Raw genomic sequence first — 13,941 nt, 5'->3', positions numbered from 1 at the left:
CCCCCGCCCGGCGCCGCTCCATGCTCAGGCGGGGTGTCAGGAACAGCTGAAGCGGGCCGCCGCCCAGTCGGCGTGGTCGCCCGACTTGGACCCGTTGGTGTCGGTGACCTTCAGGCGCACGTGCCGCGCACCGTCCAGCGACACCTCGACCGGGACGGTCGCGGAGGCGCCCGTCACCTTGGGCGAGGTCCAGAGCACCTTGCCGTCCGCCTCGACGGAGAAGGCCACTTCCCCGTAGCCGTTGATCTCGTCGTCGATGCCGGCGTCGGCGGTGAACGCGGTGCACCGGCCGCCCGTGTAGACCTCGATGTCGGAGTCGGCGTGCGTGCCGATGCCCTTGTCGTACGTCTTCCCGGCGAGGGTGAGCTTCTTGCCGTCCTCCGCGCCCGACTCGCCGTTGCTGCGGTCGCGTTCGGGCGGACCGTAGCCGTTGGCGGACTTCAGCCACACCATGTCGCTCGCCCAGGTGCCGGCCGTCGGCGGCGGGGGCATCACGGACGCCCCGAAGCGCTGTACGGCGGTGCGGTCCTGGCCTGCCGCCCGGTAGCGGGCGGTCGCGGTGAGCGTGGTGTCGCCCGCCCTGGCGTCCTTCGCCGGGGTGACGGAGACGTCGACCCGGTGCGTCGTGCCCGCCGGGATCCGGCCGACGTCGGCAGGGGTGACCTGCCAGCCCGCCGGCACGTCCAGCGAGACGGCGGCACCGGTGGCGTCGTACTTGCCCGCCGTCACGTCGACGGCGACCTTCCCCGCGACGCCCGCGCCCAGCTCCTGCCCGGGGGCGGCGGTGACGGCGACAGCGGCGCCCGCCGCGGGGCCGCCCACCGCGCTCGTGTCCTCCAGTTCCAGCTCGAAGGCCCGGTCCGTGCGCAGCGGTGCGGTCTTCACCTTGACGACTCCCCCGCGGTCGTCCCGGTCGTACCACCAGCCCTGCACGGCCTTGTCGTACGCGGCCCTGCTCTTCAGCTGCGGCAGTGCGCGCCCGCCGAGCTCGACCTCGTCCGGTGCCAAGTGGGTGTGGACGGTGAAGGCGTAGGGCCGCTTGGTCTGCTTGCCCTTGAAGTCGCCCTTGCTCGCGCCGATCCGGATGCTCACATCGCCCTCGCCGCGGCGCGGGGCCTCGACGTCGGCGCGCTGGGTGGCGTACTTCCCGGTCCGGTGCTGGCGGGTCACGCCGTCGTCCTCATAGAGGGTGAAGGACGACTTGCCCTGCGGGTAGACGTCCCAGGCGAGCGGAGAGTCGGCGGTCCGGTCCGCGTACGAGCGGATGCCCGGCCACATCGGCACGTTGGCGCCCGCCTTCACGAACAGCGGGAGGGTGTCGAGGGGGGCGCCGTAGTTGTCGACGGTCGTGGGCCCCTCGTAGAGGCGACCGCTCCAGTAGTCGACCCAGGTCCCCTTGGGGAGGTAGATCCCGTCCCGCTTGCCGCTGTCCTGGTAGACGGGCGCGACGAGGAAGTCCTCGCCCGACATGAACTCGTACTTGGCGGCGTCGGTGCCGGCCTTCGGGTCGTCCGGGTACTCCAGCGCCAGCGGACGCACCATGCCGACACCGGTCTTGGTGGCCTCGTGGGCGTACGAGTACTGGTAGGGCAGCAGCGACTCCTTCAGCTTGAGGTAGTCGCGGTTGATGGAGGTGTACGGCTCCCCGTAGCGGAAGGGCTGCTTGTCGTTGGCGGCCCAGCCGTCCATCGTCATGGTCGTGCCGAGGAACATCTTCCACTGGAGGTCGCGGGTGTACGTCTTGGCGCTGCCGCCGAAGATGCCGTCGACGTCACCGGTGGTGTAGGCGAGCCCGGACATCGTCGAACCGGCGTAGGTCGGGATCTGCCAGCGGATGTATTCCCAGCTGCCCGACTGGTCGCCGGACCACTGCACCCCGCAGCGCTGGGCGCCCGCCCAGCTCTCCGGGGCCCAGGTGAACCCGCGGGCGTCGCTGTTCGCCTCGATGCCCTTGTACGCGTCCTTGCAGCCGTCGAGGGCGAACTTGTAGCCGTCGCCGACCCAGGCGACGTCCAGCTTGGCGACGCGCTGTCCCGCCTTGACCTGCTCGCCGAGCTTGTCGATGCCGTCCTCGGTCCACAGGCCGAGCTGCATCTTGCGGTCCTGGAGCCCCTTCGCGGTCTCGGCGAGGTCCTCGTAGCCGCAGCCGTAGCCGTCGTTGACGAGCATCCATCCGTTGGGCATGTCGTTCTCGACGTACCCGTCGGCGACCTTGAGGGAGTCGGCGAGCGTGCGGCGCTCACCGCGGTTGGCGTTGTGCAGGTAGCAGTCCGCGTCGCCGATCTCCATGCCGTAGACCGGCGGCAGGAAGGGCTTGCCGGTCAGCTTGGTGTACTGCCCGATGACGTCCTTCGCCGCGTCCTTGCCCTCCCCCGCGAAGTAGTACGCGTCGAAGCGCTGCTCCTTGGCGGCGGTGGTGACGGCGGGGCCCGCCGAGCCGAAGTCGTAGGTGTTGGGCGCGTAGGTGTTGCGGTAGACGCCGTAGCCGGCCGTGGAGAGGTAGAACGGCACGGAGTTGGGGTGGCCGCCGTCGTTCCAGTTGTAGTCGACGCCGACCTCGACCTTCTTGCCGCGGTGCGAGGTGTTGCCGCGGCCGTTCTGCATGCCGGCGCCGTAGAACTGCTCGTCGGTGCGGGGCGCGAGGGTCTGTGTCGTCGTGTCCTTGCCGTCCGCGCCCTTGCCCCAGCTCAGCCCCTGGGACTCGGCCCAGACCTGGGTGCCGTCGGCGCGGTGGAGCGCGAAGCGGAGGGGGGCCTTGTAGGCGCGCAGGGTGAGCTTGTCGGTGCTCAGCTCGTAGCGGTCGCCCTTGTCGCGCCAGCGGGTCTTCGGGGGCTTGTTGTCCTGCGGCAGGACGATGTCCTTGCCCGTCGGATCGGTGAACTTCCCGTCCGGCGCGAGCTCGATCCGGAACGTCTCCTCGGAGACGAAACTGACACGGGCCGCGGCGGGACCGGCCTGGAGGCTGTACGAGGCGGAGGGCCCGGCTTCGAAGCCGGTGAGGTTGCCGACGGTGGTGCCGGCCGGGACGGCGGCACCGGCGCTCTCCGCGCCGGAGGCGGGCCCGGCGAACCCGACTGCCAGCCCGAGCAGGGCGGCAACGGCCGCGGCTCTGAGGCGAGTTGGTGATCTCATTCCGCCGTACTAGCGCGTGGGCGGCGGACGGGACCATGGACTTACGCGCACCGTACGTGGACTTACGCGGTGGGAGGGGGTGGGGGGCGGGTGGTCATCGTGCGGGTACGTCGTGGCTGATCGCGCAGTTCCCCGCGCCCCTCACTGCCTGCCCCCGAGCCCCCCAGCCCCCTTGGGCAGCGGGGCCGCCCCCGGGGGCAGTGGGGTCCCCCCTGCTCGAACGAAGTGGAGAGCTTGGCGGGGGTCCCCCCTGCTCGAACGTAGTTGAGAGCTTGGCGGGGGTCCCCCCTGCTCGAACGTAGTTGAGAGCTTGGGGGCGGGTGGGCAAGGGGGCGGCCCCACACTGCGGCACGCCCCCTCCACGGCCGCACACGCTCGCGACCGCCCCACCGCACACTCCCTAGAGTGCGACGCCCAGCAACGCGTCCACCGCCCGCGAAACCACACCCGGCGCACCCTCTTCCGCACCCCCGGCGGAAGCCTGCAGTTCCGCCCAGCGGTCCACGGCGAGCAGCGCCGCCGGTGCGTCCAGGTCATGGGCCAGCGCGACCCGCATCTCCTCCACGACCGCGTCCGCCGACGGCCCGTCCGGCCGCGACACCGCCGCGCGCCACCGGTCCAGGCGGGCGACCGCGTCCGCGAGGACCTGGTCGGTCCACTCCCAGTCGGAGCGGTAGTGGTGCGAGAGCAGCGCGAGCCGGATCGCCGCCGGGTCGACGCCCTCGCGGCGCAGCGCGGAGACGAACACGAGATTCCCGCGCGACTTCGACATCTTCTCGCCGTCCAGGCCGACCATCCCCGCGTGCACGTACGCCTTCGCGAAGGGGTGCTCACCGGTCAGTGCCTGCGCGTGCGAGGCGCCCATCTCGTGGTGCGGGAAGGCGAGGTCGGAGCCGCCGCCCTGCACGTCGAAGCCCATGCCCAGGTGTTCCAGGGCGATGGCCACGCACTCGATGTGCCAGCCGGGCCGTCCGGCGCCCAGGGACGCGCCGTCCCAGCTGGGCTCGCCCTCGCGGGCCGCCATCCACAGCATCGGGTCGAGGGGGTTCTTCTTCCCCGGGCGCTCGGGGTCGCCGCCGCGCTCGGCGGACAGGATCCGCATCGCTTCCGCGTCGAGCCCGGAGACCTCGCCGAAGTGCGGGTCGGCCTCGACGGAGAAGTAGATGTCGCCGTCCAGTTCGTAGGCGGCGCCCGAGTCCCGCAGCCGCTCGACGAGCGGCACGATGCCGGGAATCGCCTCGACGGCGCCCACGTACTGCTGCGGGGGCAGCATCCGCAGGGCGGTCATGTCCTCACGGAAGAGGGCGGTCTCGCGTTCGGCGAGGCCGGTCCAGTCGATGCCGTCGCGGATCGCGCGCTCCAGGAGCGGGTCGTCGACGTCCGTGACGTTCTGGACGTAGTGGACCTGCCTCTTGGTGTCGAGCCACACGCGCTGTACGAGGTCGAACGCGTTGTAGGTCGCCGCGTGCCCCATATGGGTCGCGTCGTACGGCGTGATGCCGCACACGTAGATACGGGCGACGGGACCGGGGTCGAGGGTGATCAACCCGTTGGTCGCGGTGTCGTGGATCTGGAGGTCGCGGCCCTTGCCAGGCAGGGCGGGGACCTCAGAAGCGGGCCAGGCATGCATGCCACGAGCGTAACCGGACGCAGGTTCCGTTTACGACCCGGTTCGAGATCTTGACCGATTACACCGTCTTGTCGACCCCTTGCCCAGAGCCCATATGTCAGGACAACAGGTCAACCGGGCCGCCGGTCGGACCGCTCAGACCGGCGGCCACGGGATCGCCGGCCACTCCCCGCTCGGCGCCGGGTGCACGCCCGCCGTGCGCAGAGCCGCCACCCGGGCCCGCAGTGCGTCCAGCTCCACCGCGGTGACGAGTTCGGCCAGTCGGGTGGCGAGCGGCGTGCCGTCGCGCAGGCCCGTGTCGAGCCGCTCCAGCACCTCGACGGCCTCCGCGGGCAGCGGTTCTCCCGCCCAGCCCCACAGCAGGGTGCGCAGCTTGTCGTCGGCGTGGAAGGTGACGCCGTGGTCGATGCCGTAGAGGCGGCCGTCGCCCGCGGGCAGCAGATGGCCGCCCTTGCGGTCACCGTTGTTGATCACCGCGTCGAGCACGGCGAGCCGACGCAGCCGGACGTCGTCGGCGTGCACCAGCAGCGCGGTGCGGCCCTCGGCGACCTCGGCCAGGACCACCGGTTTCCAGCCGTCGCCGGGTTCTTCGTCCTCCACGAGGGCGAGCAGGGCACCGCCCTCCTCGGCGTCCCCTTCGATCCACAGCTGGCACATGCCCTCGCCGTAGGGGCCGTCCCGCAGCACCGTCGGCGGGATCAGGCCCCATCCCGTCGCCTCGGAGATCTCGTACGAGGCGACCTCGCGGCGTGCCAGGTTGCCGTCGGGGAAGTCCCACAGGGGCTGCTCCCCGGCGACCGGCTTGTAGACGCACCGGGCGCTCTCGCCCTCGTACGAGATCTCGCAGTAGAGCACCGCGTTGGAGGCTTCCCGGACCTGGCCGAGCACCTTGAGCCCGCCCTTGGCGAGGAGGGTCGGCACATCCACCGAGGAGTCGTCCAGCGGGGAGGTCACAGCCCCCGCCGGTATCCGTTCTGGCGCGGGCATACGTGTCCCTCCGGGTCGAGCGGCAGGCTGCACAGCGGGCACGGCGGGCGGCCCGCGTTGACGACGTCCAGGGCGCGCTTGGCAAAAGCCCTGGCCTGGGCGCCGCTGAGCCGCACGCGCAGCATGGGCGGCCCGTTCTCCTCGTCCTGGAGCATCCGCTCCTCGGCCTCGGCGAGGTCCTCGTCGGTGTCGACGTCCAGCTCGACCAGGGCCTGCGCCTCGACGATCATGCGCTGGTCCTCGCCGTCCCAGGCGAGCGCCATGGTGCCGACCCGGAACTCCTCCTCGACGGGGGCGTCCAGGGGGGCGCTGTCGTGCACGTCGGAGGGGGCGACGGCCGGGACGGGGGCGTTGCCGCCGGTGCGGCGCACGACCTCGTCGAGCAGTTCGTCGATGCGCTCGGCCAGGGCTTCGACCTGGGTCTTCTCCAGGGAAACGCTGGTGACGCGACCGGCCGCCGAGGCCTGGAGGAAGAAGGTACGGCGGCCAGGCAGCCCGACCGTACCGGCCACGAAACGCTCCGGCGGGTCGTAGAGGAACACCTGACGGGACACGTCCTGATCTCCATCGGTTCGGGGGGTGGGGCAGGTCAATGGTTTACGGCGCGACCACCCTACTGTGCACGTCGATCACGTTGCCCCGGCACTCGGCGGTCACGGCGCACCGGCGCCGCCCCCCACGGCCGCCTGCCCGTCGCCCTTGCCGTCCGGGAGCGTCTGAGGGGCGAGTCCCGACAGGTCACCGGTGTCCCCGAGCCGTACGAGAAAGGGCCGCAGCCTGGTGTAGCGGATCACCGTCAGGGAACACGGGTCCACGTGAATGCGCTGGAAGAGGTCGAGATGCATGCCGAGGGCGTCCGCGACGAGGGACTTGATGATGTCGCCGTGCGAGCACATGACGTAGAGGGCGTCGCCGCCGTGCTCGGCGTCGATCTTCGCGTTCCAGTCGTGCACGGCGTCCACCGCGCGCGCCTGCATGGCGCGCAGGGACTCGCCGCCGGGGAAGGCCGCGGCGGAGGCGTGCCGTTGCACGACCTCCATCAGCGGGTGGTCGGTGAGTTCGCCGAGCTTGCGCCCGGACCACTCGCCGTAGTCGCACTCGTTGATCCGCTCCTCGGTGTGCAGCGGCAGGCCGGGGCGTGCGTCGAGCAGTGGTTGCAGCGTTTCCCTGCAGCGTTGCAGGGGGCTGCTCACCACCGCCTCAAGAGGCAGTCCCGCGAGCCGTCCGGGAAGCGCGGCGGCCTGCTCGGCGCCGCGTTCGTCGAGGGTGACGCCGGGCGTCCGGCCCGCGAGCAGCCCGGCGGTGTTGGCGGTGGAACGTCCGTGCCGTACGAGGATCAGCGTGGCCATGCCTCCCAGCCTAGGCGGAGGGGTGCCCCCGGGTGTGTCCCACCCCGTGACCGGGGAGAATGCACGCCGTGATCGTCGACTGCGCCATCTACCGCGAGGGCCGCCGCACCGAGGGCCCTGCCGACTTCTCCGACGCGCTCGAAGAGGCGCGTTCCGCTCAGGACCGCTTCCTGTGGATCGGGCTGCACGAGCCGACGGAGAAGGAGTTCGCCCTGGTCACCGCCGAGTTCGGGCTGCATCCGCTGGCCGTGGAGGACTCGCTGTCGGCGCATCAGCGGCCGAAGCTGGAGGTGTACGAGGACTCCCTGTTCGCCGTGTTGAAGCCGGTCGTGTACGAGCCGGAGAGCGACACGGTGACCTCCGGCGAGCTGATGGTCTTCGTCGGCGACTCGTTCGTGGTGACCGTCCGGCACGGTGAGGGCGCGCCGCTGGCGGCCGTGCGCAAGCGGCTGGAGTCCGATCCGCAGTTGCTGGCGCACGGTCCGACGTCGGTGCTCTACGCGGTGAGCGACGCGGTCGTGGACCACTATCTGGAGGTGGCGGCGGAGCTGGCGACCGACATGGAGGAGCTGGAGGCGGAGGTGTTCTCGCCGCAGGGCGGTGACACCAAGGGCACCGCGGGCCGGATCTACACGTTCAAGCGGCAGGTGCTGGAGTTCCGCCGGGCGAGCGCGCCGCTTGCGCAGCCGATGCTGCGGCTGTCCAGCCCGGGGCTGCCCTTCGTGCACGATCACGCGCAGCCGTTCTTCCGGGACGTCAGCGACCACCTGACCCGTGCCAACGAGCAGGTGGAAGGCCTGGACCGGCTGCTCTCCGACATCCTGTCCGCGCACCTCGCGCAGATGGGCGTCCGGCAGAACGACGACATGCGGAAGATCTCGGCGTGGGCGGCGATGGCTGCGGTGCCGACGATGGTCGCGGGCGTCTACGGCATGAACTTCGAGCACATGCCGGAGCTGAAGTGGGGTTGGGCGTACTACGGGGTGCTGGTGTTCATGGCGTTGTGCGAGGTGAGCCTGTACCGGCTGTTCAAGCGGCGTGGCTGGCTCTGAGGCGGCCGGGTCGGGCGCCGCGCGGCCTCAGGCCATTCCTTCGGCGGCGGGTCCGTTCAGCGCTCCCCTGCGCTCCGGCATCGTCAGCGTGACCATCTTCCGCCGGCCGCCGAGCCGTTCGTACAGGTACATCATGCGGATGCCCGCGGCGAGCAGTGCGGACTTGTACGCGGGCCAGCCCAGGATGCTGCCCATCCGCTCCATCACGGCGAGGCTGACGTCCCGGTAGACGCGGATCTCCACGCGCACGCACTCGCGCAGGACGCGCTGGATGGTGCGGCCGTGGCCGAGGGCCGCGAGCCGGAGCAGTTCCTCGTGGCAGTAGGCGAGGTGGTTCTCCTCGTCGTGGCAGATCATCCGGATCGGGCGGCCCGCCTCGGGGTGGTCGCCGAAGTAGGTGACGAGCATGTCCATCTGGTCGGCGGCGCGCTGCTCGGTGACCCGGCTGTGGGCGAGGTAGACGAGGATGTCCTCCTCCGTGAGGGGCTCGTCGGCGCGCAGCTTGCTGTGGGCGAGGCCGATGCCGGCGCGTTCCAGGAGGAGTGTGTAGTCGAGCGCGAGGGGCACCTCGACCTCTTTGAGGTCGCGTTTGCGCAGCAGGGCCCGGAAGAGGCGGCCGTGTTTGTCCTCGTCGGCCCCGTGCCGGGTGATCTTCGGTGCGAGGTCGCGCATGGTGTCCGGGACGAGGGCGGCGATCCGGCCGTTCTCCCAGCCGCCCTGTGCCTCGCCGCTGGCGGCGACCGAGCAGAACAGCTGGAACGTCTCGTCGTTGTCGAGGATTTCCTGGAAGAGACTCCGAGCAGAGAGCATTCCTGCCACCTCCGTGTGCCCGTCCGGGCGCCTGTCCGTACGCACTCAACTGCGCTCGATGCATCGAGTGAAGTGCGGTACGGACCGGGAGGCAACAGGTACGACGGACAAGTCGCCCGCATGGCGGAGCGGGCAATCCCTCAACGGGGCGTAACCCTCTGGCGTCTCAGGCGTTGTTCTGCGTGACGGCCGTGGCGGGGAAGACCCCCGAGCCCCCACCACGGCCGCAGACTTCAACTCCCGTACGAACTACGCCAGTCCGGCGCACTCCAGCGCCTCGGTGCCCGCCCGCAGTGCGGTGATCCGCTCGTCGAGCGTGAACCCTGCGGGGGCCAGTGTCAGTGTGGTGACTCCGGCGGCGGCGTACGCCTGCATCCGCTCGGCGATCCGCTCGACCGGACCGAGCAGCGTCGTCTGGTCGATGAGCTGGTGCGGTACTGCTGCGGCAGCGCCGTTCTTGTCGCCGGACAGGTACTTGTCCTGGATCTCGGCGGCTTCCTTCTCGTAACCCATGCGCTGGGCAAGGCTGTTGTAGAAGTTCTGCTTGCGGCTGCCCATGCCGCCGACGTACAGGGCGGTGTACGGACGGAACATGTCGGCCAGCGCGTTGACGTCGTCGCCGACGGCGAGCGGCAGCGTCGGGCAGACGTCGAAGCCCTCCATGGTCTTCCCGGCCTTCTCGCGGCCCGCGCGCAGCGGGGCGATCGCCGTCTCCTCAAGGTGTTCGGCGGAGGGGAAGATGAGCAGCGCGCCGTCGGCGATCTCGCCGGTCTGCTCCAGGTTCTTGGGGCCGATGGCGGCGATGTAGAGCGGGATGGTCTCGCGCTCGGGGTGCACGGTCAGCTTGAGGGGCTTGCCGGGGCCGTCGGGCAGCGGCAGCGTCCAGTGCTGTCCTTCGTAGGAGAGCCGCTCGCGGGACATGGCCTTGCGGACGATCTCGACGTACTCGCGGGTGCGGGCGAGCGGCTTGTCGAACTTCACGCCGTACCAGCCCTCGGACACCTGGGGGCCCGAGACGCCGAGGCCCAGCCGGAAGCGTCCGCCGGAGAGGGAGTCGAGGGTGGCGGCGGTCATCGCCGTCATGGCGGGCTGGCGGGCCGGGATCTGCATGATCGCGGAGCCGATGTCGATGCGCTCGGTCTGGGCGGCCACCCAGGAGAGCACGGTGGGGGCGTCCGAGCCGTAGGCCTCCGCGGCCCAGCAGACCGAGTAGCCGAGCCGGTCCGCTTCCTTGGCGACGGCGAGGTTGTCGCCGTCCATGCCCGCACCCCAGTAGCCGAGGTTGATCCCGAGCTGCATGCTTCGCTCCCTTACTGATCAGTAACGTCCTGGTGCGGCGGAGCCTAGCGCGCATGGAGCCGATTCGTCAGCGGCGGGTTGTCCACAGGCCTCCTTCGAGTGTGGGTGCGGACCAGTAATCTCGCGGCCATGGAGCAGAGGCATCTCGGCCGCACGGGCCTGCGCGTATCCAGAATCGGGCTGGGCACCCTCACCTGGGGCCGGGACACCGGCGAGCACGACGCCGCCGAGCTGCTGAAGGTCTTCTGGGAGGCGGGCGGCACGCTCGTCGACACCGCCGACGTGTACGGGGACGGCGACGCGGAGTACGTGCTCGGGCAGCTCGTGGAGTCCCTCGTACCGCGCCGCGACCTGGTGATCGCCACCAAGGCGGGCAGCGTGCCGGACCCGGACCGCCGCTTCGACTGCTCGCGCGGACACCTCCTGGCCGCCCTCGACGCCTCGCTGGCACGCCTCGGGACGGACTACGTCGACGTGTGGCAGGTGCACGCCTTCGACCCGGGCACCCCGCTGGACGAGACGCTGCAGGCCCTCGACATCGCGGTGGCCAGCGGGCGGGCCCGCTATGCGGGGGTCTCCAACTTCTGCGGCTGGCAGCTCGCGAAGGCCGCCACCTGGCAGTTGGCCGCTCCCGGCACCCGGACCCGACTGGCCAGCACGCAGATGGAGTACTCCCTGCTCCAGCGGGGTGTGGAACGCGAGGTGCTGCCCGCCGCGCTGGACCTCGGGATCGGGCTGCTGCCGTCCTCCCCGCTCGGCCGGGGCGTGCTGACGGGGAAGTACCGGCACAGCACGCCGCCCGACTCGCGCGGCGCGTCCGAGCATCTGTCCCCCTTCGTCGCCCCGTACCTGGACGACGCGGCGGGGCGCATCGTGGACGCGGTCGCGACCGCCGCCGACGGCCTGGCGACGACCACGCTCCAGGTGGCTCTCGCATGGGTGCGGGACCGGCCGGGAGTGGTCGCGCCGATCGTGGGGGCGCGCAACGCGCAGCAGCTCGCGGCGGCATTGTCAGTGGAGGCGCTTAGTCTTCCTGACGAGATCTGCCGAGCGCTGGACGACGTGTCCGCGCCCGTGCACCGCTATCCCGACCAGGACTGGAGCACGCTGTGACCGCGCACCCCCGGGGGGAGACCCCCGTCCCCCCGGCCGACCCCGAGACCGCCGCCACGACGGCCGGGACACCGGACGACGACACAGCCGCCGCGCCGCCGGACGCGCAGGCCGCACAGCACGACACCGGGACGGTGGAGACCATGGACACGCACACGGATACGGATACGGACACGGATACGCGCACCGACGCGGGCACCTCCGACGACGAAGCCCTGAGCGAGGAGACCCCGGAAGCGGAAGTCCCGAGCACGGACACCGCGGAAGCGGACGCCCCGGAAGCGGAAGCTCCAGGAGCGGACACCTCGGAAGCGGAAGCTCCGGGCACGGACACCTCTGATACGCACGCCCCGAGCGCGCAGGACGCCGCCGACGCCACCCCCGCCGTCCCCCCACTCTCCGAAGCCGAGGCCGAGTTGGCCGCGCAGCGGGAGTTCCGGGCGAAGATCGAGCAGCGCAAGGCCGAGAAGGCCGCCATTTCCGCCGGATCCAAGCTGAGCGGTCCGGCCGCCGACCTGATGGCTGCCGTACGAGCCGTGGAGGGTGGCGCGAAGCCGCCGGCCGCGTTCGCCGCGGCGCCCGCGCCCGCGTCGCCGCGTGCCGAGGGCCCGCCGGTCGCCGCCCCCGCCCAGACCTCCCCCGCCGTGCCCGCGCAGGCCGTGCCGGTACCGGCCGCGCCCGCCGCAGGTGCCGTCGTCGCACCGGAGACCATGCATGACGTACGGGGCGTACTGACCGCCGGCGGCGCCCCCGATGCGCTCGCCGCCGAGGTCGCCGCGACGCTCGGCGACCGGGCCGCACAGGCGCTGCGCGAGGACCCCTGGCTGCTGCTGTCCGTCCCCGGGACGCTGCCGGAGCAGGCCGACGGGTTCGCCCGCGCGCTGCTCGGCGCGGAGTGCGGTCCCGCCGACGGACGGCGGGCCGCCGCGCTCGTGAACTGGCTGCTGGAGCGGGCCGCCCTCAAGGGGCACACGGCCGTCACGACGGAGCAGATCTGCAAGGCGCTCGCCGGATTCGGGGTCCCGGACCCTGCCGAGGCGGTGGCGCACGCGGTCGCCGAGGGCGTCGCTCTGGCTCTCCAGGACGGGGCCGAGTCCGACGGGGAGTTCGAGGCCGAGGACGCTTCCGGGGACCCGGAAGCCGATGCCCATGACGATGCCGATGCCGACGAGGGCGCGGACGCGGAGCCGGTGGAGCCCGCCCCCGCCCTGCTCGGCCTCGACCGGTATGCGATGGCGGAGGAGAGCCTCGCCGAAGGCCTCGCCCGACTGGTGAACTCCCCCGTGGAGGAAGCCGGCGAGTGGGAGCAGCTCCCGGGTTCCGCCGGTGACCTGGTGCGTGCGGTGGCGGGCCACGGCCTGGTCGCCCACACCGGCGGCGAGGCGTCCCGCGCCGAGCCCGCCGCCCTGCTGACCGCCGCCCACCGGCTCGGCCTGCGGGCGTACGCGGCCACGCACAGTGCGGACGGCCGGGACCGGGTGGCGGCGGTGCTGCGTACCCGCGGCGCGGCGGACGCGGCAGGCACGGCGGAAGACGCGGAAGGCACGGCAGCGGACCCGGCAGGCGCCGACGGCGCCCGGGCCGTCACCCTCGCCGGTCTGCTGTCCGGCGCCGAGGGTCCCGGGCGGGACGCCGACGGCGCCCTCGACCTCGATCTGCTGGTCGTGTTCGACGCGCCCCAACTGGACGTGGAGACGGGCGCGGTGCTCGTCGAGGCGCTGCCCGACGGGGCCCGGCTGGTCCTGAGCGGTGACCCCGGTGTGCTGCCGTCGGCCGGTGCCGGGCAGGTCTTCGTGGATGTGCTCGGTGCCCGCGCCTGCCCGCAGGTAGCTTCGCGGACCCCCGACCCCGGCCCGATCGGCGAGCTGGTGTCCGGCATCGGCATCGGTGAGCTGAACCAGGTGGAGGCGCCCGGCAAGGAGGTCGTGATCGTGCCGGTGCGCGACGCGGGCGAGGCCGTGCACCGTACGGTCCAGCTCGTCGCGGACTCGGTGCCCCGGGCCATCGGCGTACCGCCGGAGCACACCCAGGTGATCACCCCGGGCCACGGCGGCTCGGCCGGCACCCGGGCGCTGAACGCGGCGCTCAAGCAGCGTCTCAACCCCGGTCCCGGCCGCTTCGGCGGATTCGACGCGGGCGACCGGGTCGCGTACGTCCCGGTCCCCGGCCGGACCGTGCCGGGCACGGTGAAGGGCGCCGATGCGGAGGGGCTGCACCTGGACTGCTCCGGTGTGCCCGTCGTCGTACCGAAGGAGCGGGTCGAGGCTTCCGTACGGCACGCGTGGGCGCTGACGGCGCACCAGGCGGCCGGGATGCGCTGGCCCGCGGTGGTCGTGGTGCTGCCGGGCGACGCGGCGCAGGCCCTGAGCCGCCCGTGGGTGTACACCGCGTTCGGCCGGGGCGAGCGGCACCTTTCCGTGGTGCACGGCGTGGACCAGGCGCTGGCGCACGCGGTGGCGGAGGTGGTGCCCCAGCCGCGTACGACCAGGCTGGCGGAACTGCTGCGCCCGGCGCCGGTCGAGGCCCTGGCCTAGCGGAGCCGGACGGCGTACGGCGGAGGGGGTACGGG

10 protein-coding genes are annotated in these 13,941 nt (G+C 72.1%); 3 read left to right on the top strand and 7 right to left on the bottom strand.

Annotated elements, in window-relative coordinates:
• Positions 1–36 precede the first annotated feature (36 nt).
• From ACWGIG_RS28210 to ACWGIG_RS28190, 5 genes are all read right to left on the bottom strand, one after another.
• A complete protein-coding gene (locus ACWGIG_RS28210; protein WP_453324496.1) occupies positions 37–3,132 on the bottom strand; it encodes an NPCBM/NEW2 domain-containing protein in 3,096 nt (1,031 codons plus the stop codon).
• Between the two features lie 400 nt (positions 3,133–3,532).
• Entirely contained in the window at positions 3,533–4,762 is a 1,230-nt protein-coding gene (mshC, locus tag ACWGIG_RS28205; RefSeq protein WP_453324495.1) for a cysteine--1-D-myo-inosityl 2-amino-2-deoxy-alpha-D-glucopyranoside ligase, read from the bottom strand.
• 135 nt (positions 4,763–4,897) lie between these two features.
• Entirely contained in the window at positions 4,898–5,749 is an 852-nt protein-coding gene (locus ACWGIG_RS28200) for an SCO1664 family protein (protein WP_453324494.1), read from the bottom strand.
• Positions 5,713–6,303, bottom strand: a complete 591-nt coding sequence (locus ACWGIG_RS28195; protein ID WP_453324493.1) for a DUF3090 domain-containing protein — start codon at positions 6,301–6,303, stop codon at positions 5,713–5,715. The genes ACWGIG_RS28200 and ACWGIG_RS28195 overlap by 37 nt, the downstream gene beginning before the upstream one ends.
• A gap of 99 nt (positions 6,304–6,402) precedes the next feature.
• The gene (locus ACWGIG_RS28190) at positions 6,403–7,098 is read right to left on the bottom strand and encodes a histidine phosphatase family protein (RefSeq protein ID WP_453324492.1); all 696 of its coding nucleotides are present in this window, start codon (positions 7,096–7,098) and stop codon (positions 6,403–6,405) included.
• 59 nt (positions 7,099–7,157) lie between these two features.
• Between ACWGIG_RS28190 and corA the strand changes: the two genes are divergently transcribed.
• Positions 7,158–8,150 (top strand): magnesium/cobalt transporter CorA, encoded by a 993-nt coding sequence (corA, locus tag ACWGIG_RS28185; protein ID WP_453324491.1) that lies wholly within the window; start codon positions 7,158–7,160, stop codon positions 8,148–8,150.
• 27 nt (positions 8,151–8,177) lie between these two features.
• Here corA and ACWGIG_RS28180 read toward each other — a convergent pair whose 3' ends face one another.
• Both ACWGIG_RS28180 and ACWGIG_RS28175 read right to left on the bottom strand, forming a co-directional pair.
• The gene (locus ACWGIG_RS28180; protein ID WP_453324490.1) at positions 8,178–8,960 is read right to left on the bottom strand and encodes a ferritin-like domain-containing protein; all 783 of its coding nucleotides are present in this window, start codon (positions 8,958–8,960) and stop codon (positions 8,178–8,180) included.
• Between the two features lie 249 nt (positions 8,961–9,209).
• A complete protein-coding gene (locus tag ACWGIG_RS28175) occupies positions 9,210–10,259 on the bottom strand; it encodes an LLM class F420-dependent oxidoreductase (RefSeq protein ID WP_453324489.1) in 1,050 nt (349 codons plus the stop codon).
• Between the two features lie 129 nt (positions 10,260–10,388).
• On the opposite strand from ACWGIG_RS28175, the gene ACWGIG_RS28170 reads away from it, so the two are divergent.
• Both ACWGIG_RS28170 and ACWGIG_RS28165 read left to right on the top strand, forming a co-directional pair.
• Entirely contained in the window at positions 10,389–11,372 is a 984-nt protein-coding gene (locus ACWGIG_RS28170; protein WP_453324488.1) for an aldo/keto reductase, read from the top strand.
• Positions 11,369–13,906, top strand: a complete 2,538-nt coding sequence (locus ACWGIG_RS28165; protein WP_453324487.1) for a helix-hairpin-helix domain-containing protein — start codon at positions 11,369–11,371, stop codon at positions 13,904–13,906. The genes ACWGIG_RS28170 and ACWGIG_RS28165 overlap by 4 nt, the downstream gene beginning before the upstream one ends.
• Positions 13,907–13,941 lie beyond the last annotated feature (35 nt).

This window comes from Streptomyces sp. NPDC054863, assembly GCF_053610825.1.
This window is presented reverse-complemented; position numbering and strand designations above follow the sequence as displayed.

Coding starts and splice junctions, on each gene's coding strand:
- ACWGIG_RS28175 (WP_453324489.1), bottom strand. CDS start 10,259: ATGCAGCTCGGGATCAACCTCGGCTACTGGGGTGCGGGCATGGACGGC.
- ACWGIG_RS28210 (WP_453324496.1), bottom strand. CDS start 3,132: ATGAGATCACCAACTCGCCTCAGAGCCGCGGCCGTTGCCGCCCTGCTC.
- ACWGIG_RS28190 (WP_453324492.1), bottom strand. CDS start 7,098: ATGGCCACGCTGATCCTCGTACGGCACGGACGTTCCACCGCCAACACC.
- corA (WP_453324491.1), top strand. CDS start 7,158: ATGCACGCCGTGATCGTCGACTGCGCCATCTACCGCGAGGGCCGCCGC.
- mshC (WP_453324495.1), bottom strand. CDS start 4,762: ATGCATGCCTGGCCCGCTTCTGAGGTCCCCGCCCTGCCTGGCAAGGGC.
- ACWGIG_RS28180 (WP_453324490.1), bottom strand. CDS start 8,960: ATGCTCTCTGCTCGGAGTCTCTTCCAGGAAATCCTCGACAACGACGAG.
- ACWGIG_RS28200 (WP_453324494.1), bottom strand. CDS start 5,749: ATGCCCGCGCCAGAACGGATACCGGCGGGGGCTGTGACCTCCCCGCTG.
- ACWGIG_RS28170 (WP_453324488.1), top strand. CDS start 10,389: ATGGAGCAGAGGCATCTCGGCCGCACGGGCCTGCGCGTATCCAGAATC.